The sequence below is a fragment of the Streptomyces sp. WAC05374 genome (assembly GCF_004353505.1).
Lineage (GTDB): Bacteria > Actinomycetota > Actinomycetes > Streptomycetales > Streptomycetaceae > Streptomyces.
In genome coordinates, this window is the sequence record NZ_SMNQ01000006.1 from 13,921 (window position 1) to 35,831 (window position 21,911).

At 69.7% G+C, this 21,911-nt stretch carries 19 protein-coding genes; 10 read left to right on the forward strand and 9 right to left on the reverse strand.

What is annotated here, in order from left to right; all coding sequences use genetic code 11:
- Positions 1-312 precede the first annotated feature (312 nt).
- The 3 genes from E2B92_RS14195 to E2B92_RS14205 all read left to right on the forward strand — a co-directional run bounded on the left by E2B92_RS14195 (position 313) and on the right by E2B92_RS14205 (position 3,613).
- Positions 313-1,029, forward strand: coding sequence for a PadR family transcriptional regulator (locus E2B92_RS14195; RefSeq protein WP_126884157.1), 717 nt, complete (start codon positions 313-315; stop codon positions 1,027-1,029).
- 49 nt (positions 1,030-1,078) lie between these two features.
- Positions 1,079-2,161, forward strand: a complete 1,083-nt coding sequence (locus tag E2B92_RS14200) for an inositol-3-phosphate synthase (protein WP_126884158.1) — start codon at positions 1,079-1,081, stop codon at positions 2,159-2,161.
- A 183-nt stretch (positions 2,162-2,344) separates the two neighbouring features.
- Positions 2,345-3,613, forward strand: coding sequence for an MFS transporter (locus E2B92_RS14205; RefSeq protein WP_126884159.1), 1,269 nt, complete (start codon positions 2,345-2,347; stop codon positions 3,611-3,613).
- A gap of 118 nt (positions 3,614-3,731) precedes the next feature.
- Here E2B92_RS14205 and E2B92_RS14210 read toward each other — a convergent pair whose 3' ends face one another.
- Complete coding sequence (locus tag E2B92_RS14210; RefSeq protein WP_185923531.1) at positions 3,732-5,198, reverse strand: CCA tRNA nucleotidyltransferase; 1,467 nt, start codon at positions 5,196-5,198, stop codon at positions 3,732-3,734.
- A gap of 206 nt (positions 5,199-5,404) precedes the next feature.
- Here E2B92_RS14210 and E2B92_RS14215 point away from each other — a divergent pair, with 206 nt between their 5' ends.
- From E2B92_RS14215 to trxA, 7 genes are all read left to right on the forward strand, one after another.
- A complete protein-coding gene (locus E2B92_RS14215) occupies positions 5,405-7,771 on the forward strand; it encodes a DUF6049 family protein (RefSeq protein ID WP_126884161.1) in 2,367 nt (788 codons plus the stop codon).
- 46 nt (positions 7,772-7,817) lie between these two features.
- The gene (murJ, locus tag E2B92_RS14220) at positions 7,818-9,995 is read left to right on the forward strand and encodes a murein biosynthesis integral membrane protein MurJ (protein ID WP_126884162.1); all 2,178 of its coding nucleotides are present in this window, start codon (positions 7,818-7,820) and stop codon (positions 9,993-9,995) included.
- Between the two features lie 116 nt (positions 9,996-10,111).
- Complete coding sequence (locus tag E2B92_RS14225; RefSeq protein WP_126884163.1) at positions 10,112-11,836, forward strand: protein kinase family protein; 1,725 nt, start codon at positions 10,112-10,114, stop codon at positions 11,834-11,836.
- A gap of 66 nt (positions 11,837-11,902) precedes the next feature.
- Complete coding sequence (sigM, locus tag E2B92_RS14230) at positions 11,903-12,604, forward strand: RNA polymerase sigma factor SigM (protein ID WP_126884164.1); 702 nt, start codon at positions 11,903-11,905, stop codon at positions 12,602-12,604.
- Positions 12,601-13,515, forward strand: coding sequence for a hypothetical protein (locus tag E2B92_RS14235; RefSeq protein WP_126884165.1), 915 nt, complete (start codon positions 12,601-12,603; stop codon positions 13,513-13,515). Before sigM ends, E2B92_RS14235 begins: the two co-directional genes overlap by 4 nt.
- Before the next feature lie 125 nt (positions 13,516-13,640).
- Complete coding sequence (gene trxB, locus E2B92_RS14240; RefSeq protein ID WP_126884166.1) at positions 13,641-14,615, forward strand: thioredoxin-disulfide reductase; 975 nt, start codon at positions 13,641-13,643, stop codon at positions 14,613-14,615.
- Between the two features lie 43 nt (positions 14,616-14,658).
- Complete coding sequence (trxA, locus tag E2B92_RS14245) at positions 14,659-15,006, forward strand: thioredoxin (protein WP_126884167.1); 348 nt, start codon at positions 14,659-14,661, stop codon at positions 15,004-15,006.
- 113 nt (positions 15,007-15,119) lie between these two features.
- On the opposite strand, the gene E2B92_RS14250 is transcribed toward trxA, so the two are convergent.
- The 8 genes from E2B92_RS14250 to rnpA all read right to left on the reverse strand — a co-directional run bounded on the left by E2B92_RS14250 (position 15,120) and on the right by rnpA (position 21,903).
- Positions 15,120-15,737 (reverse strand): GNAT family N-acetyltransferase, encoded by a 618-nt coding sequence (locus E2B92_RS14250; RefSeq protein ID WP_126884168.1) that lies wholly within the window; start codon positions 15,735-15,737, stop codon positions 15,120-15,122.
- A 439-nt stretch (positions 15,738-16,176) separates the two neighbouring features.
- A complete protein-coding gene (locus tag E2B92_RS14255) occupies positions 16,177-17,277 on the reverse strand; it encodes a ParB/RepB/Spo0J family partition protein (RefSeq protein WP_126884169.1) in 1,101 nt (366 codons plus the stop codon).
- Positions 17,274-18,350: a ParA family protein gene (locus E2B92_RS14260; RefSeq protein ID WP_126884170.1), complete on the reverse strand. Its 1,077-nt coding sequence runs from the start codon at positions 18,348-18,350 to the stop codon at positions 17,274-17,276. Before E2B92_RS14260 ends, E2B92_RS14255 begins: the two co-directional genes overlap by 4 nt.
- A gap of 235 nt (positions 18,351-18,585) precedes the next feature.
- The gene (gene rsmG, locus E2B92_RS14265) at positions 18,586-19,320 is read right to left on the reverse strand and encodes a 16S rRNA (guanine(527)-N(7))-methyltransferase RsmG (RefSeq protein ID WP_126884171.1); all 735 of its coding nucleotides are present in this window, start codon (positions 19,318-19,320) and stop codon (positions 18,586-18,588) included.
- Between the two features lie 98 nt (positions 19,321-19,418).
- On the reverse strand, positions 19,419-19,928 hold the full coding sequence (locus tag E2B92_RS14270) for a Jag family protein (RefSeq protein WP_126884172.1): 510 nt from the start codon (positions 19,926-19,928) through the stop codon (positions 19,419-19,421).
- A gap of 14 nt (positions 19,929-19,942) precedes the next feature.
- Positions 19,943-21,208, reverse strand: a complete 1,266-nt coding sequence (gene yidC / locus E2B92_RS14275) for a membrane protein insertase YidC (protein ID WP_126884173.1) — start codon at positions 21,206-21,208, stop codon at positions 19,943-19,945.
- 3 nt (positions 21,209-21,211) lie between these two features.
- A complete protein-coding gene (gene yidD, locus E2B92_RS14280; protein WP_126884174.1) occupies positions 21,212-21,538 on the reverse strand; it encodes a membrane protein insertion efficiency factor YidD in 327 nt (108 codons plus the stop codon).
- Entirely contained in the window at positions 21,535-21,903 is a 369-nt protein-coding gene (gene rnpA / locus E2B92_RS14285; RefSeq protein ID WP_126884175.1) for a ribonuclease P protein component, read from the reverse strand. Before rnpA ends, yidD begins: the two co-directional genes overlap by 4 nt.
- Positions 21,904-21,911: the final 8 nt, after the last annotated feature.

Consider the following 21,911-nt stretch of genomic DNA (forward strand, 5'->3'; position numbering starts at 1 on the left):
ATACGGACCAGCCCTGGCTGGGGCTCATCCGCCATGCACTCAGAACGAGGACGCCTACGGCTGTCGCATGGTTCCCACTGGTGTGCATGCCGCACAGACTACGCAGGCTCAAAAACCTCTGAGGACCGAAGTTCATCCCAAATCAGGCAAGTCGTTTACTCCGAATTGGCTATGTGACGCCGCTCACCCTAGCCCCCCTTGTCGAGTGTTCCGGCCCGTTCTATCGTCGGGATGTATCGACTCGATACATCAGCACGGCATAGGTCCCGGCACACGGTTCGACGGGACGGCGAAGACGGAGGAGGGCGACGCATGAGCAGGCGCTCCGGCATCCTCGAGTTCGCCGTCCTGGGCCTGCTCCGCGAAGCCCCGATGCACGGGTACGAGCTGCGCAAGCGGCTCAACACGTCGCTGGGGATCTTCCGGGCCTTCAGTTACGGGACCCTGTACCCCTGCCTCAAGACGCTGGTCGCAAACGGCTGGTTGATCGAGGAGCCGGGCAGCGCGCCCGAGGACGCCCTCGCCGCCTCCCTCGCGGGGCGGCGCGCCAAGATCGTCTATCGCCTGACGGCCGAGGGCAAGGAGCACTTCGAGGAGCTCCTGTCCCACACCGGTCCGGACGCGTGGGAGGACGAGCACTTCGCCGCCCGTTTCGCCTTCTTCGGCCAGACGGAGCGCGAGGTGCGGATGCGGGTGCTGGAGGGCCGGCGCAGCCGCCTGGAGGAGCGTCTGGAGAAGATGCGCGCCTCCCTGGCCCGCACGCGCGAGCGCCTGGACGACTACACGCTTGAGCTCCAGCGGCACGGCATGGAGTCCGTGGAGCGCGAAGTGCGCTGGCTGAACGAGCTCATCGAGAGCGAGCGGGCGGGGCGGGACCAGCGCCGGTCCGGCTCCGAGACCCCCGCGGCCGGCCGGGCCGCCGAGGGCTCCGCCGACGCTCAGCAGGACAACACATCTGGAGAGACGGGCGGCCTGCCCCGGCACGGGGGCAGTACCCGGCCGGATCCGTCCGACGACACCGCCAAGTGAGGCCCTGCGACCCGCAGGGCTTCGAAGATCAACACAGGGAGCAACCGGAATGGGTTCGGTTCGCGTAGCCATCGTCGGCGTGGGCAACTGCGCCGCCTCGCTGGTGCAGGGCGTCGAGTACTACAAGGACGCCGACCCGGCGGGCAAGGTGCCGGGTCTGATGCACGTGCAGTTCGGCGACTACCACGTCCGCGACGTCGAGTTCGTGGCCGCCTTCGACGTGGACGCGAAGAAGGTCGGCCTCGACCTGGCGGACGCCATCGGCGCCAGCGAGAACAACACCATCAAGATCTGCGACGTGCCGTCGACGGGCGTGACGGTCCAGCGCGGCCACACGCTCGACGGCCTGGGCAAGTACTACCGCCAGACCATCGAGGAGTCCTCCGAGGCCCCGGTCGACATCGTCCAGGTCCTCAAGGACAAGCAGGTCGACGTCCTGGTCTGCTACCTGCCGGTCGGCTCCGAGGACGCGGCGAAGTTCTACGCCCAGTGCGCCATCGACGCCAAGGTCGCCTTCGTCAACGCCCTCCCGGTCTTCATCGCCGGCACCAAGGAGTGGGCGGACAAGTTCACCGAGGCCGGTGTCCCGATCGTCGGCGACGACATCAAGTCGCAGGTCGGCGCCACCATCACGCACCGCGTGATGGCCAAGCTGTTCGAGGACCGGGGCGTCATCCTGGACCGCACGATGCAGCTCAACGTCGGCGGCAACATGGACTTCAAGAACATGCTCGAGCGCGAGCGCCTGGAGTCCAAGAAGATCTCCAAGACGCAGGCCGTCACCTCGCAGATCCCCGACCGGGACCTCGGCGAGAACAACGTCCACATCGGCCCGTCCGACTACGTGGCCTGGCTGGACGACCGCAAGTGGGCCTACGTCCGGCTCGAGGGCCGCGCCTTCGGTGACGTCCCGCTGAACCTCGAGTACAAGCTCGAGGTGTGGGACTCCCCGAACTCGGCGGGTGTCATCATCGACGCCCTGCGCGCCGCGAAGATCGCCAAGGACCGCGGCATCGGCGGCCCGATCCTCTCCGCGTCCTCGTACTTCATGAAGTCCCCGCCGGTCCAGTACTTCGACGACGTGGCCCGCGAGAACGTCGAGAAGTTCATCAAGGGCGAGGTCGAGCGCTGATCAGCGTCGCCCGCTGACGCCACCGGCCCCGCCGGACAGCCGTCGGCACCACCGGGCGGTCGCCGGCGATCCGCCGGCATCACCCGGCACCCTCCGGATCCGCCCACCTGGTGTGCACCCGCTCCGCCGAAGGTCCCCGTGGCATCTGCCCGGGGACCTTCGGCGTGTGTGACCCTTGCTGCCATGCCTGTCGTACGTGATCTGCGCGTACTCGTGCGCCTGAAGAACTTCCGCCGCCTCCTGGCCGTACGACTGCTCTCCCAGTGCGCCGACGGGGTCTATCAGGTCGCTCTCGCCACGTACGTCGTCTTCTCCCCCGAGAAACAGACGTCGCCCGCCGCCATCGCGTCCGCCATGGCGGTCCTGCTGCTGCCGTACTCGCTCGTCGGCCCCTTCGCGGGCGTGCTGCTGGACCGCTGGCAGCGCCGCCAGGTCCTCCTGTACGGGAATCTGCTGCGCGCCCTGCTCGCCGCGGGCACGGCGTTTCTGATCCTCGCCTCCGTACCGGACTGGCTCTTCTACGCCTCGGCGCTCTCCGTCACCGCCGTGAACCGGTTCGTCCTCGCCGGACTGTCGGCGGCACTGCCCCGGGTGGTGGACACCGACCGGCTGGTGATGGCCAACTCGCTCTCCCCGACCGCCGGCACGCTCGCCGCCACGGCGGGTGGTGGCCTGGCCTTCGCCGTCCGGCTGGTCGTCGCCGATTCCGACGCGGCCGTGGTGCTGCTCGGCGCCGGCCTCTATCTGTGCTCGGCCCTCGCCTCACTGCGCATGGGCCGTGGACGGCTCGGGCCGGACCCGGATGTGGTCCAGCCCCGGCTGGCCGCGGCTCTCGCCTCGACGGCCCGGGGGCTTGTCGGCGGGCTGCGCCACCTCGCCCAGCGGCGGGCGGCGGCCCGGGTGCTCGCGGCGATGACGGTGATCCGCTTCTGCTACGGCGCGCTGACCGTGATGGTGCTGATGCTCTGCCGGTACGCCTGGACGTCGACCGAGTCGGAGGGTCTGGCGCTGCTGGGCCTGGCCGTCGGTGTGTCCGGGGCGGGTTTCTTCGCCGCTGCGGTGCTCTCACCATGGGCCGTCGGGCGGCTGGGGCAGGGTGGCTGGATGGTCGCGTGTGCCGCGTCGGCCGCTGTACTGGCACCGGCGCTGGGGCTGTCGTTCGCCCCGGCGCCCATACTGGTCGCCGCCTTCGTGCTCGGACTCGTCACGCAAGGCACGAAGATCGGCACGGACACCGTGGTGCAGCTCGCCGTGGACGACGCGTACCGCGGGCGGGTCTTCTCGCTCTACGACGTGCTGTACAACGTGGCTTTCGTCGGCGCGGCGGGCATCGCCGCCCTGATGCTGCCTCCGGACGGCCGCTCGCCCGCACTGGTCGTCATGGTCGCCGCCCTGTACGCGGGCGTCGCCGCGCTGCTGCTGCGGTGGAGGCGCACGGAGGACCTGCTCTGAGCCTGCTCGTACGACGAGGGGCGATGTTTCACGTGAAACATCGCCCCTCGCCCCAACGGTCTTCCTGCCGTTGCCTCCCGGCGCCATGTTTCACGTGAAACATCGCGCCGGGCCCGGCTCACTGCTGGCCGGCCCACCACTCCTTCAGCGCGGCGACGGCGTCGTCGTGCGCCATCGGACCGTTCTCCAGCCGCAGCTCCAGCAGGAACTTGTACGCCTGGCCGACAGCGGGCCCCGGGCGGATACCGAGGACTTCCTGGATCTGGTTGCCGTCCAGGTCGGGCCGGATGGCGTCCAGCTCCTCCTGCTCCTGGAGCTTGGCGATGCGCTCCTCCAGCCCGTCGTAGGCGCGGGACAGGGCGGCCGCCTTGCGCTTGTTGCGGGTCGTGCAGTCCGAGCGGGTCAGCTTGTGGAGGCGGCTGAGCAGCGGACCGGCGTCACGCACATAGCGGCGTACGGCCGAGTCGGTCCACTCGCCCGTGCCGTAGCCGTGGAAGCGGAGGTGCAGCTCCACCAGGCGGGACACGTCCTTGACCATCTCGTTGGAGTACTTCAGCGCGATCATGCGCTTCTTGGTCATCTTCGCGCCGACCACCTCATGGTGGTGGAAGGAGACCCGCCCATCCGACTCGAAGCGCCGGGTGCGCGGCTTGCCGATGTCATGCAGCAGGGCAGCCAGCCGCAGGACCAGGTCCGGACCGTCCTCCTCGAGGTCGATCGCCTGCTCCAGCACCGTGAGGGAGTGCTCGTAGACGTCCTTGTGCCGGTGGTGCTCGTCGCTCTCGAGCCGCAGGGCGGGCAGCTCGGGCAGCACGCGCTGAGCGAGGCCCGTGTCGACCAGCAGCCCCAGCCCCTTGCGCGGGTGCGCGGCGAGGATCAGCTTGTTGAACTCGTCCCGTACGCGCTCGGCGGAGACGATCTCGATCCGGTCGGCCATCCCCTTCATGGCGTCCACGACGTCGGGGGCCACCTCGAAGTCGAGCTGCGCGGCGAACCGGGCGGCACGCATCATGCGCAGCGGGTCGTCCGAGAAGGACTCCTCGGGCGTGCCAGGGGTGCGCAGCACGCGCTGGGCGAGGTCCTCCAGACCGCCGTGCGGATCGATGAACTCCTTCTCCGGCAGCGCGACGGCCATCGCGTTGACGGTGAAGTCACGGCGGACCAGGTCCTCCTCGATCGAGTCGCCGTACGAGACGTCCGGCTTGCGCGAGGTCCTGTCGTAGGCCTCCGAGCGGTACGTCGTGATCTCGATCTGGAAGATCTGGTCCGTGTCTCCGACGCGCGCCGCCTTCTGGGAACCCACGGTGCCGAACGCGATCCCGACGTCCCACACCGCGTCGGCCCACGGCCGGACGATCTTCAGGACGTCCTCGGGGCGGGCGTCGGTGGTGAAGTCGAGATCGTTGCCGAGCCGGCCGAGCAGTGCGTCCCGTACCGAACCCCCGACCAGGGCGAGGCTGAAGCCCGCCTCTTGGAAGCGGCGAGCGAGATCGTCGGCGACGGGGGACACGCGCAGTAGTTCGCTGACCGCGCGGCGTTGCACCTGGCTCAGTGCAGTCGGGTTGTCTTCATTGGCGTTCGGCACAACAGAAAAGGGTACGTGCCCGCGCCCACGGCGGCGTCCCCGTTTTCCCGCCGCCCGGCGCCCCGCTTCCGCGATCTTCAGGGCCGTACTCCTCCGATCATGTGGAGCAGTCCGCGGCACTTAGCCACGGCGCACCTCGTTACCATGCGTGGACGCAGGAACCGACGAACCACCAACGGCAACAGACGACGAGGACGGGCGAGCGCGTGGCCGAGGCGGCAGATTTCCAGAGCACGATGCGCTCTCCTGCCCGGCGATGGCTACGGCGGACGGCCGCCGCCCTGGTGAGTGTGCCGCTCCTGGCGGGCCTGCTCCACGTCTCCTCGACGCCCCCCGCGTCCGCCGCCGAGAAGGTGGCCGCCGACCGTCCGGTCGATGTGTCTCTGGACACGCTCTCGCCCACGACGCCCGTGGAGGGCGACACCCTCACGATCAGCGGCACGGTGACCAATGAGGGCAAGCAGACGGTCAGCGGGGCCCAGGTCGACCTGCGCGTCGGCTCGCGGATGTCCAGCCGGGGTGAGATCGACGCGGTCGCCAAGCGCGGTCGCTTCACGCCGGGCAGTGACGGCGGGGCCCTCGGCGGCCCGTACAGCATCAAGATCCCGACGCTGGCGGCCGGCCTCAGCAAGGAATTCAGCATCACCGTGCCGGTCGAGAAGCTGAACCTGGACGAGGACGGTGTCTACCAGCTCGGCGTCTCCGTCTCGGGCCGGGCGGGGAGCACCCCCTACGACCAGGTGCTCGGCATCGAGCGGACCTTCCTGCCCTGGCAGCCGGAGGCCACCGAGAAGAAGACCCAGTTCACCTATCTCTGGCCGCTCATCTCCTCGACGCACCTGTCCGCGGAGACCGGCTCGGACGACCAGCAGACGCCGGTCTTCGAGGACGACGACCTGGCGGCCGAGCTGGCCCCGGGCGGCCGCCTCGAGCGGCTCGTCTCCCTGGGCGCGGAACTCCCCGTCACCTGGGTCGTCGACCCGGACCTGCTCGCCACGGTCGACGCCATGACCCGGAACTACCAGGTCAAGGAGGGGACGGAACGGGTCCCGGGCAAGAACCAGGCCATCGCCAAGCAGTGGCTCAACGCGCTCGACAAGGCGGTGCAGGGCCACAAAGTGATCGCCCTGCCGTACGCCGACCCCGACCTGGCGTCCCTGGCCCACCGGGGCAAGGACGTCTCCGGCTCGCTCAGCCACCTCCAGCCGGCCACCGAGGTCGCCGAGACCACGGTGGAGACGATCCTCCATGTGAAGCCGTCCGTGGACTTCGCCTGGCCGGTCGACGGAGCCGTCGACCCGTCGATCGTCGACGTCGCCACCTCGGCCGGAGCCGACAAGCTGATCGCCCGCAGCGACAGCATCCGGGACGAGCTGCCCTACACGCCCAACGCCGCCCGGCCGATCGGCGGCGGCACCACGGCCGTCGTGGCCGACGCGCCACTGTCCACGGCGTTCCAGGGCGACATGACCGGAGCGGGCGACTCGACGCTGGCCGTGCAGCAGTTCCTCGCCCATTCCCTGGCCGTCACCCAGCAGCAGCCCGGCAAGCAGCGCAGCATCGTGGTCGCCCCTCAGCGGCTGCCGACCGCCGCGCAGGCCCAGTCGATGGCGACCGCGCTGCGGGCCCTGTCCACCCAGCGCTGGACGCAGCCCAGTGACCTGATCGCGGCGGCCGAGGCCAAGCCCGACGACCGCGCCACCACCAAGGTGCCCGGCGCCGGGAAGTACCCGGCCAAGCTGCGCAAGCAGGAGCTGCCCCTCCAGGCGTTCCAGGACATGAAGACGACCCAGGACACCCTGGACAACTTCAAGGTCATCCTCACGGCGGCGTACCGGGTCGTGACGCCCTTCGGCAACGCGATCAACCGCGAGATGTCGACCTCCTGGCGGGGCCGCGCCGAACCCGCCACGGCGTACCGGGCGAGCGTGCAGCAGCACCTGAAGGACCTGACCACCGAGGTCCAGCTCATCGAGAAGTCGGACCTGACCCTGTCGGGGCGCAGTGCGACCATCCCGGTCACGGTACAGAACCAGTTGCTCCAGGGCGTCGACCACCTGGTGCTGCGGCTGACGTCCACCAAGCCGACCCGCTTGAAGCTGAACGGGGACGACGCCGTCGCGGAGCTGCCGGTGCGGATCGACGGCGGGCACAGCCAGTCGGTGAAGTTCACGGCCTCCGCGAACGCCAACGGCCCGGTCCCGATGACGGCCCAGCTCTACACGGAGGACGGCAAGCCGTACGGCAAGCCGATGAGCTTCACCGTCAAGGTCTCCGAGATCACCCCCACCGTGATGCTGGTGATCGCCGGCGGGTTCTTGCTGCTCGCGCTCGCCGGCATCAGGATGTACACCCACCGCAAGCGCACCGCGGCACGTGAGGCGGACGCCGAGGCCGAGTCCGGCACCGACGCCGGCACCGACACCGATGCCGGCACGGGCGCGGCAGCGGAACCGGAGACGCCCGGCGCGGCTGCGCGGAGCGACGATCCCGAGCAGCCGAGTGACCCGACCCCGGACACCGGAGCGCAAAGCACCGACCCGTCGGGCCAGGGTGAGAAAGTGGACCGTTGAGCGATGTCGTGGCCGGTCGGCCGGGGACGATGAGGTGGGGTAAACCATGAACGCGCCGTACGACGGTGACCGCGGTCAGGGCGCGGGTGGCGGCAGCGCGCCTTCCGGTGGCCCGCCCCCCGCGGCGGGCCACGTCCCGCCACCGGCCACGCCCGCCCCGGACCCGTACGTCCAGCACGCCTACGAGCAGGATCCGTACGGCAGCCACGACATCTCCGCCCACGACCCCGTCGGCGAGGCGCTGTACGACCGGGCGGCACACCCTCCGCCGCCGCCCGGCACGTACGAGGAGCCGCCGCCGCTCTACCAGCAACCCGCCGCGCCGCAGTACGCCCCGGACCCCCGGATCTGGGCGCAGACCCCGCCGCCCGAGCCCGACGGGCCGTCCCGCCACCTCCCGTACGGCGACGACGCCCGGACCGTTCAGTTCACGGGCGTGGACGACCTCGTCACGCGTGCCGGGGAGGAGCAGCCGGAGCCGGACGCGTTCGCGCACCTCTACCGCGACCAGCAGGGCCACGGGCAGCCCCAGCCGCCCGCCCCGCAGGAACCCGAACCGGCGCCGGCGGCCCCGCCCGCCCCGAAGAAGTCCGGCGGCCGTGCCTCCGGCCTGCTGAAGTCGAGCGCCGTGATGGCGGCCGGCACCCTGGTGTCCCGCCTCACCGGCTTCGTCCGCAGCCTGGTGATCACCGGCGCGCTGGGAGCCGCCCTGCTCGGTGACGCCTACACCATCGCGGCCACCCTGCCGACGATGATCTACATCCTGACCGTGGGCGGCGGACTCAACTCGGTCTTCGTCCCCCAGCTCGTCCGCTCGATGAAGGACGACGAGGACGGCGGCGAGGCGTACGCCAACCGGCTCCTGACACTCGTGATGGTCGCCCTCGGTGTGATCGTCACGATCGCCGTGTTCGGAGCGCCGCTGCTGATCCGTGCCATGTCGGACACGATCGCGAGCGACGCGGCCGCCAACAGCGTGGCCGTCACCTTCGCCCGCTTCTGCCTGCCCACGATCTTCTTCATGGGCGTGCACGTGGTGATGGGTCAGATCCTCAACGCCCGGGGCCGGTTCGGCGCGATGATGTGGACGCCGGTCCTCAACAACATCGTCGTCATCTTCACCTTCGGCATGTTCATCTGGGTCTACGGCTCCTCCGCCGAGTCCGAGATGGGCGTCACGACCATTCCCGACGAGGGCATCCGGCTGCTCGGCATCGGCACGCTCCTCGGGCTGGTGGTCCAGGCGCTGGCGATGGTCCCGTACCTGCGCGAGGCCGGTTTCCGCTTCCGCCCGCGCTTCGACTGGAAGGGCCACGGGCTCGGCAAGACGGTCAAACTCGCCAAGTGGACCGTGCTGTTCGTCCTCGCCAACCAGGCCGGCGTCGTCGTCGTCACCCAGCTCGCCACGGCGGCCGGCAAGGCGTCCGGCAAGGACGGCGCGGGCTTCCTCGCGTACTCCAACGCCCAGCTCATCTGGGGCATGCCGCAGGCCATCATCACCGTCTCGGTCATGGCCGCGCTGCTGCCGCGCATCTCGCGCGCCGCCCACGACAACGACCCGGGCGCGGTGCGCGACGACATCTCGCACGGCCTGAGGAACTCGGCCGTCGCGATCGTGCCCGTCGCCTTCACCTTCCTCGCGCTCGGCGTCCCGATGTGCACTCTGCTGTACGCGTCCAGCGGCACCGAGGCGGCCCGCAGCATGGGCTTCATCCTGATGGCGTTCGGCCTCGGGCTGATCCCCTACTCGGTGCAGTACGTGGTCCTGCGCGGCTTCTACGCCTACGAGGACACCCGCACGCCCTTCTACAACACCGTCATCGTGGCGGCCGTCAACGCCGCGGCCTCGGCGGCCTGCTACGTCCTGCTGCCGCCCGAGTGGGCCGTCGTCGGCATGGCGGCCTCCTACGGCCTCGCGTACGCGGTCGGCGTCGGCGTCGCCTGGCGGCGGCTGCGCAACCGGCTGGGCGGCGACCTGGACGGCGCGCACGTCGTCCGCACCTACGCCCGGCTGTGCATGGCGTCCGTCCCCGCGGCGGTCCTCGGCGGCGCTGCGGCGTTCGGCATTCTCAAAGCCCTGGGCGACGGCGCCCTGGGCTCGCTCGCGGCTCTGGTCGGCGGTGGGATCGTACTGATGGGCGTGTTCTACGCCGGTGCACGCAAGATGCGGATCGAAGAGCTCAACTCGATGGTCGGCATGGTCCGCGGCCGTCTCGGACGCTGACGGCAGGGCTCGCACAACCATCGTGGGCGACCGCGTGTCGTGCATAGCGCCGGACTGTGGGCACAATTGGCATGGCTGTTGGATGTGGCGCAACGGATGGGGAGGCAGGAACGACGGTGGCGGAACGTAGCACGGCTGCCGTCGACGTGGCCGACAACAGCGGTGACGACCCGCTGACCGCCAAGGCGGACAAGGCCGCGAGCGACGGGGTGGCGGAAGAGCAGGACGTGGCGGAGAGGTCCGCCCGCGACAGCGACGGCGAACGGCGGGACAGCGAGCAGTCCGTGATCACGGCACCCGAGCTCCACAGCGGCCACAAACTCGCCAGACGCTACCGGCTCGAGGAGTGCGTCACCCGTCTGGACGGTTTCAGCAGTTGGCGCGCCGTCGACGAGAAGTTGCGCCGGGCCGTGGGCGTCCACATCCTCCCCGCCGACCACCCGCGAGCCCGATCGGTACTGGCCGCCGCACGCTCCTCGGCACTCCTCGGCGACCCCCGGTTCGTCCAGGTCCTGGACGCGGTCGAGGAGAACGACCTCGTCTACGTCGTCCACGAGTGGCTCCCGGACGCCACCGAACTCACCACGCTGCTCGCGGCCGGCCCGCTCGAGCCGCATGACGCCTACCAACTGGTCAGCCAGGTCTCCCAGGCCATGGCCGCCGCCCACCGCGAGGGCCTGGCCCATCTGCGCCTCACCCCCAGCGCCGTCCTGCGCAGCTCCACCGGCCAGTACCGCATCCGCGGACTGGCCGTGAACGCCGCGCTGCGCGGCATCAGCGCCGACCGTCCCCAGCGCACCGACACCGAGGCGATCGGCGCTCTGCTGTACGCGGCGCTGACCAAGCGCTGGCCGTACGAGGACGACGCCTACGGCCTGTCCGGGCTGCCCAAGGGCGTCGGGCTGATCCCGCCGGACCAGGTACGGGCGGGAGTGCACCGGGGCCTGTCCGAACTCGCCATGCGCGCCCTGGTCAACGACGGCGCGACCGCGTCCCGCCAGGAGCCGCCCTGCACCACGCCGGACGAGCTGGCGAAGGCGGTCGCGGCCATGCCGCGCATCCGCCCGCCGGAGCCCGACTTCCCGACCCCGCCCGAGTACCAGCGCACGACGTACCAGCAGGGCAACTACGGCCGGACGCAGCCGCGCCCCGGCTCGGCGGCCACCATGGCCGTTCCGGTCCCGCCGCCGCCGCTCCAGAGCCGCACGGGCAAGGCCCTCAAGTGGGCCGTCTCGGCCCTCCTCATCGCCGCCCTGGGCCTCGGTAGCTGGCAGGTCGCGGACCGGCTCCTGGAGCAGAAGAGCAACGGGCAGACCGGTGACACCGGTACCCAGACGTCTCCGGGCGGTCAGAACCAGAAGAAGCCGGTGAAGCCTCCGCAGCCGGTGCGGATCAGTGACGCCCACGAGTACAAGCCGGGCGGGTCCGGGATACAGGAGGACGAGGTCTCGAACGCGGTGGACGGCAAGACCGATACCGCCTGGATCACCCCCCAGTACTTCGGTTACGCCAACTTCGGCAATTACCAGAACCGCAAGCAGGGCAGCGGGATCATCGTGGATCTCGGCAGCGTGCAGAACGTACGTGGCCTCGACGTGACCATGTACCGCTCAGGCCAGAAGGCGCAGGTGTTCGCGGCCGGGGAGGAAGCGACCGACCCCAGCGGACGGGACGACTTCCCACACCGCTTGACCGAGCTCAAGACAGTGGGGGACACGCTCAAGACCACAGTGGACAAGCCGGTGCGGACGCGCTACGTGCTCATCCACATCACCGAGCTGCCGCCCGACGGATCAGGCGGTTACCGTGGCGGCATTTCCGAGATCAAGGTGCTCGGCTGACGCCTGCCGACCCGGTGGCGGAAGGAACCACCGAAGAGCGGGCACAGCGAGAGGGGAGGTGGCGGCATGACGAGCGGGACGTCCGAGGAGCACAGCGACCAGGACCTCCTGGCGCGCCATGTCGCCGGCGACCCCGACGCCTTCGGTGAGCTCGTACGCAGGCACCGCGACCGGCTCTGGGCCGTCGCCCTGCGCACGCTGGGCGACCGCGAGGAGGCCGCCGACGCCGTCCAGGACGCCCTCGTGTCCGCCTTCCGGGCCGCCCACACCTTCCGTGGTCAGTCCGCCGTCACCACCTGGCTGCACCGGATCACGGTGAACGCGTGCCTCGACCGCGCCCGCAAGGCCGCCTCCCGCAAGACGTCGCCCGTCGACGACACCGAGCGGCTGGAGCAACTACTGGAGCCGCACGAATCGGCCGAGGCACCGGCCGAGCGGGAGGACCTCCACCGCGAGCTACTGGCAGCGCTGGCGAAGCTCCCCGCCGATCAGCGCGCCGCTCTGGTGCTCGTGGACATGCAGGGCTATCCCGTCGCCGAGGCGGCGCGTGTTCTCGACGTACCGACGGGAACGGTCAAGAGCCGGTGCGCGAGGGGGAGGGCCAGGTTGCTTCCTCTGCTCACTCATCTGCGCGGTGACACCGTGGATAACGGCAGCCCCGACAGGGGAAGGAACCGGACGCCAGGGACATCCGTCCCACCGGCGTCGGGACCAAGGGATGCAGGACCGGGTGATCCTGCTGCTGTGAAGGGAGGTGGGCGCGCGTGACATCCACAACCGACACGACTCAGCACCCGGACGTCTCTGAGATCTCGGACCTCACCGAAGGGCTGCTCCCGCCGTCCCGGACGGCCGACGTCAAGGCGCACGTGGACGGATGTGCGCTGTGCGCCGATGTCCGGACCTCCCTCGAGGAGATCCGGGGCCTGCTGGGCACCCTCCCCGGCCCCACCCGGATGCCGGCCGACATCGCCGAGCGCATCGACGCCGCCCTGGCCGCCGAGGCGCTCCTGGACGCCACCGCACCCGCCGACACGGCCGAGCATGTTTCACGTGAAACAGCGCCCGCCCCCGTCACCCCCGAGGCCGGTCCTTCCGAGCCGGTCCGCGCGGACCGCCCCGCCGGTCGCCCCCGTGCGGCCACCGGTCCCGGCCGCGGGCGCCCTGCCCGGCGGCGGCGCCGCACCGCGGTGCTCGGCGCTGTCTTCGGCGCCGCGGCCCTGGGAGTGAGCGCCCTCCTCCTCCAGGTGATCCTGCCGTCCGGGAACGACCCCGACGGCTCCAGGACGGCGGACTCCGCCGTGAGTGCGCCGGAGGACGGCACCTTCTCCGGCGTGGCCGTGGAAGACCGGGTCGAAGCGCTGCTGGCCCCCGGGGAGAAGCCCGGGTCGCCACGCGCCGAGAAGCACCAGCCTCCCTCCGCCGACCAGCCGTCGACGATGTTCACCCAGGAGGCCGTGAAGGTTCCGCCCTGCATCCAGGCGGGCACCGGCCGCAGCGATCAGGCGCTCGCCGCACAGAGGGGCACCTACGAAGGCCGGTCCGCCTACCTCGTGGTCCTGCCGCACACCACGGACCCCGCGAAGGTCCAGGCGTACGTCCTGGACGCCGCCTGCACCTCCACCCAGGTGAGCGCCAAGGCGGACGTCCTGCTGACCCACGCCTACCCGCGTCCCTGACTCACGCTGCGTGCCGCTCGGACACTGCGGGAATGCGCGCCCCGTAGGATCCGTTGGGTGGGGTGAGAGTCCTTGACCCGGCCCCCGTAGGCAGTAGGCAGTCTGCAGAGACGAGGAAGAAACCCGTGAGCGACGTCCGTAACGTGATCATCATCGGCTCCGGGCCCGCCGGCTACACGGCCGCGCTCTATACGGCGCGCGCATCGCTGAAGCCGCTGGTCTTCGAAGGTGCCGTCACCGCCGGTGGTGCGCTCATGAACACGACCGACGTGGAGAACTTCCCCGGCTTCCGGGACGGGATCATGGGCCCCGACCTGATGGACAACATGCGGGCCCAGGCGGAGCGCTTCGGCGCCGAGCTCGTCCCGGACGACGTGGTCTCGGTCGACCTGACGGGTGAGATCAAGACGGTGACCGACACCGCCGGTACCGTCCACCGCGCCAAGGCCGTGATCGTGACCACCGGTTCCCAGCACCGCAAGCTGGGTCTGCCCAACGAGGACGCGCTGTCGGGCCGCGGCGTCTCCTGGTGCGCCACCTGCGACGGGTTCTTCTTCAAGGACCAGGACATCGCCGTGGTGGGCGGCGGCGACACCGCCATGGAGGAGGCCACCTTCCTCTCCCGGTTCGCCAAGTCCGTCACCATCGTCCACCGCCGGGACACCCTGCGCGCCTCCAAGGCCATGCAGGAGCGCGCCTTCGCCGACCCGAAGATCAAGTTCGCCTGGGACAGCGAGGTCGCCGCGATCCACGGCGAGCAGAAGCTCACGGGCGTGACGCTGCGCAACACGAAGACCGGCGAGACGTCCGAGCTGCCGGTGACGGGTCTGTTCATCGCCGTGGGCCACGACCCGCGCACCGAGCTGTTCAAGGGCCAGCTCGAGCTGGACGACGAGGGCTACCTCAAGGTGGCCGCGCCGTCGACGCGCACCAACCTGGCCGGTGTCTTCGGCGCCGGTGACGTCGTGGACCACACCTACCGCCAGGCGATCACGGCCGCCGGCACGGGCTGCTCCGCCGCACTCGACGCCGAGCGCTTCCTGGCGGCTCTCGCCGACGGCGAGAAGGCCGCCGAGCCCGAGAAGACCGCTGCGGTCTGACCACCGTTCCCACCCACACCCCGCGAAAGTGAAGGAGGCCGCCGTGGCCGGCGACCTGAAGAACGTGACCGACGACTCCTTCGAGGAGGACGTCCTCAAGAGCGACAAGCCCGTACTGGTGGACTTCTGGGCCGCCTGGTGCGGTCCCTGCCGCCAGATCGCCCCGTCGCTGGAGGCCATCGCCGCCGAGTACGGTGACCAGATCACGGTGGTCAAGCTCAACATCGACGAGAACCCCGCCACGGCTGCCAAGTACGGCGTCATGTCCATCCCGACGCTGAACGTCTACAAGGGCGGCGAGGTCGACAAGACGATCGTCGGCGCCAAGCCGAAGGCCGCGATCGTCCGCGACCTGGAGCCCTACCTGGGTGACGCGGTCAGCAAGGCCTGACGCCACGTTTCACGTGAAACAGCGAGCGGCCCATCCCGACGAGGGATGGGCCGCTCGGCGCTTTCCAGAAGGCGCGCATGGCCGGGGGGGGCACCGGTGCCACCACGGTGGAGTCACAGCGGCCGCAGCGCCGGTTCCTTCTGCACGGCTCCCAGCAGACGGTCGAGCGCCAGCTCGACGTCCTCCTTCCAGGACAACGTCGTCCGCAGCTCCAGCCGAAGCCTCGGATACGTCGGGTGCGGACGCACGGTCTTGAAGCCCACCGCCAGCAGATGGTCGGCCGGCAGTACACAGGCGGGTTCCTTCCAGCGGGCGTCGCCGAACGCCTCGATGGCCTTGAACCCACGACGCAGCAAGTCCTTCGCCACGGTCTGCACCATCACCCGGCCCAGTCCCTGCCCCTGGTAGCCGGGCATGATCCACGCGGTCATCAACTGCACCGCGTCGGGGGAGACGGGGCTGGTGGGGAAGGCGGTCGAGCGCGGCACATAGGCGGGCGGGGCATAGAGAACGAACCCGACCGGTACCTCGTCCACATAGACCACACGGCCACAGGAACCCCAGTCGAGCAGGACGGCGGAGATCCAGGCTTCCTTCTCCAGCTCCGGTGTTCCCGCCTTTACCGCGGCTTCTCCGCTGACCGGATCAAGCTCCCAGAAGACGCACGTGCGGCACCGTTTGGGGAGATCCGGAAGGTTGTCCAACGTGAGCGGTACGAGCCGACGCCCCATGAAGGCTGTTCCTCACTTCCTTCGCCTGCCGCTCCACGAGCGGCGGTCAGCGCGCTCCGTTCCCGGAGCAGGCTGCCGATGAACCCGCCGACCGCACCGAGTCCCAGGCCTGCTGTCACCAGTTGGCTGCGGCTCACCTCTCGCATGCCTGGCTCTCCCTCCGAGGTGGATCAGGCGGATGCGCATACCAGAACGCATCGTATCGATCGGGTGATGACGCGCATACGGGAAGAGGCCAAAGGGCGGACCGTGTTCCGGTGAACACCGGACCCGATCCGCCCCGAACCCGTTACGCGGAGGCCTTTTGAGGCACGCGGGAGAGAGTCCCGCCTCAGCCCTCGTCGCCGTCCTGGTCCTGCTCCTCGGTGAACACCGGACCCGATCCGCCCCGAACCCGTTACGCGGAGGCCTTTTGAGGCACGCGGGAGAGAGTCCCGCCTCAGCCCTCGTCGCCGTCCTGGTCCTGCTCCTCGGTGAGCCCCTTCTCCAGGACGCGCCCCTCACCGGGGGCGAGCGTGCCGAGGATGCGCTCCAGATCCTCCATCGAGGCGAACTCGACGACGATCTTGCCCTTCTTCTGCCCCAGGTCGACCTTCACCCGGGTCTCGAAGCGGTCGGAGAGCCGGGTGGCGAGCTCGGAGAGAGCCGGGGAGACCCGTGCGCCGGCCCGCGGCCCCTTCGCCTTGGGCGTGCTGCTGGGCTCCGAGCCCATCAGCGTGACGATCTCCTCCACCGCCCGGACCGAGAGTCCTTCGGCCACGATCCGGTACGCCAGCTTGTCCTGCGCCTCGGGGTCATCGACCGAGAGCAGGGCCCTGGCGTGGCCCGCCGACAGCACCCCGGCGGCGACCCTGCGCTGGACCGGTGGCGACAGCCTGAGAAGCCGCAGCGTGTTGGACACCTGCGGACGCGAGCGTCCGATGCGGTCGGCGAGCTGGTCGTGGGTGCAGTTGAAGTCCTTCAGCAACTGGTCGTAGGCCGCGGCCTCTTCCAGCGGGTTGAGCTGCGCCCGGTGCAGGTTCTCCAGGAGGGCGTCCAGTAGGAGCTTCTCGTCCTCGGTGGCACGGATGATCGCCGGGATGCGCTCCAGGCCCGCTTCGCGGCAGGCTCGCCAGCGGCGCTCGCCCATGATGAGCTCATAGCGCTCCGGAGCAAGCTGCCGCACAACGACGGGCTGGAGCAGTCCGACTTCCTTGATGGACGTCACCAGCTCGGACAAGGCGTCCTCGTCGAACACCTCGCGGGGCTGACGCGGGTTGGGTGTGATGGAGTCCAGCGGCAGCTCGGCGAAGTGCGCACCGGCCGGCGCCTCCGCCTCGGCGACCACCTCCGGCTCCGGGACAGGGATGCTGTCCACGGGCGCCGCGCTCTGCGGCAGCGTGGCCACCTTCGCGGCGGCCACTCCCCGGTCGGCCGTCAGCGAGGGAATCGCTCCGGGAGAGGGGGAACCGGCCCCCACCGACGTCGCCGGCCGTTCCTGGGGTGCGGCAGGGATCAGCGCACCGAGCCCGCGCCCCAGCCCCCTACGTCGCTCACTCACTGGATCCCCTCCGACATGCTGTGCTGGTTGTTCTGGCTGGCCACATGGCCGTGCTGGGCGTCGTAGTGGATACCGACCCCCCGCAGTGCGATCTCGCGGGCCGCTTCGAGGTAGGACAGCGAACCGCTGGAACCGGGGTCGTACGTCAGGACCGTCTGCCCATAGCTCGGCGCCTCCGAGATCCGGACGGACCGCGGGATGCTGGTCCGCAGCACCTCGTCACCGAAGTGGCTGCGCACCTCCTCGGCGACCTGCGACGCCAGCCTGGTGCGGCCGTCGTACATGGTGAGCAGGATCGTCGAGACGTGCAGGGCCGGGTTCAGGTGCCCACGCACCAGGTCGACGTTCCTCAGCAACTGGCCGAGGCCCTCCAGGGCGTAGTACTCGCACTGGATGGGGATGAGCACCTCGGCTCCGGCCACCAGGGCGTTGACCGTGAGCAGGCCGAGCGAGGGCGGGCAGTCGATGAGGATGTAGTCCAGCGGCTGCTCATACGCCTGGATCGCTCGCTGAAGCCGGCTCTCCCGCGCCACCAGCGACACCAGCTCGATCTCCGCACCGGCGAGATCGATGGTGGCCGGGGCGCAGAAGAGGCCCTCGACGTCCGGGACGGGCTGCACCACGTCGGAGAGGGGCTTGCTCTCCACCAGGACGTCATAGATCGAGGGGACCTCGGCGTGGTGATCGATACCGAGCGCCGTCGAGGCGTTCCCCTGCGGGTCCAGGTCGATGACCAGGACGCGGGCGCCGTGCAGCGCCAGCGAAGCGGCGAGGTTGACCGTCGTGGTCGTCTTGCCCACGCCGCCCTTCTGGTTGGCGACCACCATGATGCGGGTCTGCTCCGGCCGGGGAAGCCCTTCCCCCGCACGGCCCAGCGCCTCCACCGCCAGTTGGGCAGCTCGTCCAATGGGGGTGTCGTCCATCGGGGGCGGTGTTTCACGTGAAACATCCTCCCCCGCCGATTCGGTACGGGGACCGGGGACCGGATCGGTCATCGGTCCCGCGATGTTGGCGTTGGACCGCAAGGATTCACTCTCCTCGGCTTCAGGCTCGCGATGAACAGAGCCTGCCATGCTTTCGGGGTCGTGAACCAGCGAGGCCCGTGGTTCTGTGGAGAACTCCACCTCTGTGGACAACTCCGTAGCCCTCGTGGGTGGCTTACGGTCGCGCGGCGTGGCAGCCGCGCGACCGCGGCTGATGATTCCCTGCAGCAGTGAGCGACGTTTCACGTGAAACATTGATGCACTCGCCGCAGGGCCGGGACGTCACGACACTCCGAAATGCGTACGTATGAGGATCAACCAGGTGTCAACGTCGACGGCGCGAGGGCCTGGCAGCCTTGGCGCGCTTGGCGGCGAACCGCACACCGCCAGGGCTCTCGCCGACCTCCACCCGCACCACGGTCGACAGGGGATCGACGATCCCTTCGCCGACGTGCAGCACCGACGTCCCCACGACGCCCAGCTTGCTCAGCGCGGCGCGGGCGCTCTGGATCTCCTCCTCGGCCGTGTCCCCCTTGAGCGCCAGCATCTCCCCGTAGGGGCGCAGCAGGGGCACGCCCCAGCCGGCCAGCCGGTCCAGCGGAGCGACGGCCCGGGCGGTGACGACATGGACGGGCGGCACCTTCCCGAGGACCTCCTCGGCCCGGCCCCGCACCACGGTCACATGGTCCAGGCCCAGCAGCTCCACGACCTCCTGGAGGAAGTTGGTGCGCCGCAGCAGCGGCTCGAGGAGGGTGATCTTCAGGTCCGGGCGGACCAGTGCCAGCGGGATACCGGGCAACCCGGCCCCGGAGCCGACGTCGCAGACGGTGACGCCCTCGGGGACGACCTCGGAGAGCACCGCGCAGTTCAGCAGGTGCCGCTCCCACAGCCTCGGCACCTCACGGGGACCGATCAGCCCGCGCTTGACGCCCGCGTCCGCGAGGAGCTCCGCGTACCGGACCGCTTCCGGGAAGAACTCACCGAAAACCGTCCGCGCTTCTTGAGGCGCATGGGGAAGCTCTTCTGCCTCCGTCACGGGAACCGTCCTTCCGTACCGCATTACCGCACTGGGTGCTGACTACCAGTGATCAGTGACTATCAGGCTGACAAAGATCGGCCCCGCCTGCGAACAGACGGGGCCGACACAACGTAGGGGGGTCAGGCAGGGAGTACGACGACGAAGCGCTGCGGCTCCTCGCCCTCGGACTCGCTGCGCAGACCGGCGGCGGCCACCGCGTCGTGCACAACCTTGCGCTCGAACGGGGTCATCGGCTTCAGCTTCACCGGCTCACCGGTGCTCTTCACCTCGTCGGCGGCCTTGGCACCCAGCTCGGCGAGCTCCGTGCGCTTCTTGGCCCTGAAGCCCGCGATGTCCAGCATCAGCCGGCTGCGGTCTCCGGTCTCCCGGTGCACAGCGAGGCGCGTCAGCTCCTGAAGCGCCTCCAGCACCTCGCCGTCGCGCCCCACCAGCTTCTGGAGGTCACGGCTGCCCGAGTCGCTGATGATCGAAACCGCGGCGCGGTCCGCCTCGACGTCCATGTCGATGTCGCCGTCGAGATCGGCGATGTCGAGCAGGCCCTCGAGGTAGTCGGCCGCGATCTCGCCCTCCTGCTCCAGGCGGGTCAGGGTGTCGCCACCCTGGGCGGCGGAGGTGGTGCCTTCCGTCACGGATGGACTCCTTCTTACTTCTTGGACGACGGGTGCTTGGGCCGCTGCTGGCCCTTGCGCTGCTTGGCTTGACGTGCGGCGGAACCACCGGCGGGCTTGGCCGGCTGCTTCGCCTGGCCACCCTGGGGCTCGTCGGCCTTCTCCAGGGAGGTCTTCTCCGACGAGGGCTTCTCGAGAGAGGTCTTGGCCGTGGTCTGCTGACCGGTCCCGGCCTGCCGCTTCGCCTTGGGCTGCCGCTTGGGCTGCTGGCGCCGGGTGGCGGCCGCGGTCTCCGCCTCCGCGGTGGCGGGGTCGACCTTCTTCACGGTGCCGTCGGCCTGCGCGGTGAACCCGGCCTTGGCGAGGGTGGTGACGAACTTGCGCTCGTTGTCGTTGCGGTCCGGGCCCTTGGCGACGATGGCCTGGACGACGGCGCGCCGGCGGCGGCCGCGGACCTCGCCGTGGGAGGTGACGCTCTTCACCAGTCGCTGGAGGTAGTGGTCCTGCGCCTTGCTGCCCGGGGTCGGGTTCTGGTTGATCACGTACATCTGCTGGCCCATGGTCCACACGTTGGTGGTCAGCCAGTAGACGAGGACACCGACCGGGAAGTTGATGCCCATCACGGCGAAGATGACCGGGAAGATGTACATCAGCATCTTCTGCTGCTGCATGTACGGGGTCTTCACCGTCAGGTCGACGTTCTTCTGCATGAGCTGGCGCTGGGTGAAGAACTGCGACAGCGACATCAGCACGATCATGACCGCGGTGACGATGCGGACGTCCGTCAGCGAGGCGTTCAGCGCCTCGACCTTGGCCGGGTCGTCCATGAACTTCGCGGCGATCGGGGCGCCGAAGATGTGGGCCTCACGGGCGCTGTTCACCAGGTCCTGGTTGAGGACGCCGATGGTGTCACCCGAGGCGATCTTGCTCAGTACGTGGTACAGCGCGAAGAAGAACGGCGACTGCGCCAGGATGGGAAGGCACGAGGAGAGCGGGTTGGTGCCCGTCTCCTTGTACAGCTTCATCATCTCTTCGGACTGACGCTGTTTGTCGTTCTTGTAGCGCTCCTGGATCGCCTTCATCTTCGGCTGGAGCGCCTGCATGTTCCGGGTCGACTTGATCTGCTTCACGAAGAGCGGGATCAGGCAGATCCGGATGAGCACCACCAGGGACACGATCGACAGACCCCAGGCCCAGCCCGTGTCGGGACCGAAGACAGCCCCGTACAGCTTGTGGAACTGGACGATGATCCACGAGACAGGTGTGGTGATGAAGCTGAACAGACTGGCAATCGTGTCCACTAATCAAGCTCCTTGAGCATTGGGCGAGGTCTCTGCGGCCGGGCTCGTCTCGGCGGAGTGCCCGCCCTTGCCGCCGCGCAGCGCGTCGCGCAGCATTTCGTGCCAGCGCGGGCGCTTACGAGGGGGAACATGGTCCACACCGCCCGGCGACCACGGGTTGCACCGCAGGATCCGCCAGGCGGTCAGGGCTGTGCCCTTCACCGCGCCGTGCCGGTCGATGGCCGTGTACCCGTAGTGGGAGCACGACGGGTAGTACCGGCAGACGGGGCCGAGCAGCGGGCTGATCGTCCACTGGTAGAGCTTGATCAGAGCCAGCAGCGGGTACTTCATCGCGCCCCTCCCAGCAACCGCTGAAGGGCGGCATCCAGGTCTCGGGCCATCTGGGCGTGGTCGGCGTCGCCCGCTCCGGGCAGCGCCCGTACTACCACCAGGCTACCGGGGGGCAGCGAAGGCAGCCGGTCGCGCATCAGATGGCGAAGCCTGCGCTTCACCTGGTTCCGCACGACCGCGCCGCCCACGGCCTTGCTGACGACGAAACCCGCACGTGTCGGGGGAGCGCTCTCCCCTGACGCGTGCGGGTCCGTTGCACCGCTTCTTAGGTGGACGACGAGGAGCGGGCGGCCGGCCCGGCGTCCTCGGCGTACCGCGGTCGCGAAGTCCTCGCGCCGCCTCAGCCGATTCTCGGTAGGCAGCACGTCATGAC

What these genes read in the sequence shown, in the direction of transcription:
- yidD (WP_126884174.1), bottom strand. Translation starts at nt 21,538, where the DNA reads ATGAAGTACCCGCTGCTGGCTCTGATCAAGCTCTACCAGTGGACGATC.
- murJ (WP_126884162.1), top strand. Translation starts at nt 7,818, where the DNA reads ATGAACGCGCCGTACGACGGTGACCGCGGTCAGGGCGCGGGTGGCGGC.
- E2B92_RS14260 (WP_126884170.1), bottom strand. Translation starts at nt 18,350, where the DNA reads ATGGCAGGCTCTGTTCATCGCGAGCCTGAAGCCGAGGAGAGTGAATCC.
- E2B92_RS14250 (WP_126884168.1), bottom strand. Translation starts at nt 15,737, where the DNA reads ATGGGGCGTCGGCTCGTACCGCTCACGTTGGACAACCTTCCGGATCTC.
- E2B92_RS14205 (WP_126884159.1), top strand. Translation starts at nt 2,345, where the DNA reads ATGCCTGTCGTACGTGATCTGCGCGTACTCGTGCGCCTGAAGAACTTC.
- rsmG (WP_126884171.1), bottom strand. Translation starts at nt 19,320, where the DNA reads ATGCGGTACGGAAGGACGGTTCCCGTGACGGAGGCAGAAGAGCTTCCC.
- sigM (WP_126884164.1), top strand. Translation starts at nt 11,903, where the DNA reads ATGACGAGCGGGACGTCCGAGGAGCACAGCGACCAGGACCTCCTGGCG.
- E2B92_RS14195 (WP_126884157.1), top strand. Translation starts at nt 313, where the DNA reads ATGAGCAGGCGCTCCGGCATCCTCGAGTTCGCCGTCCTGGGCCTGCTC.
- E2B92_RS14200 (WP_126884158.1), top strand. Translation starts at nt 1,079, where the DNA reads ATGGGTTCGGTTCGCGTAGCCATCGTCGGCGTGGGCAACTGCGCCGCC.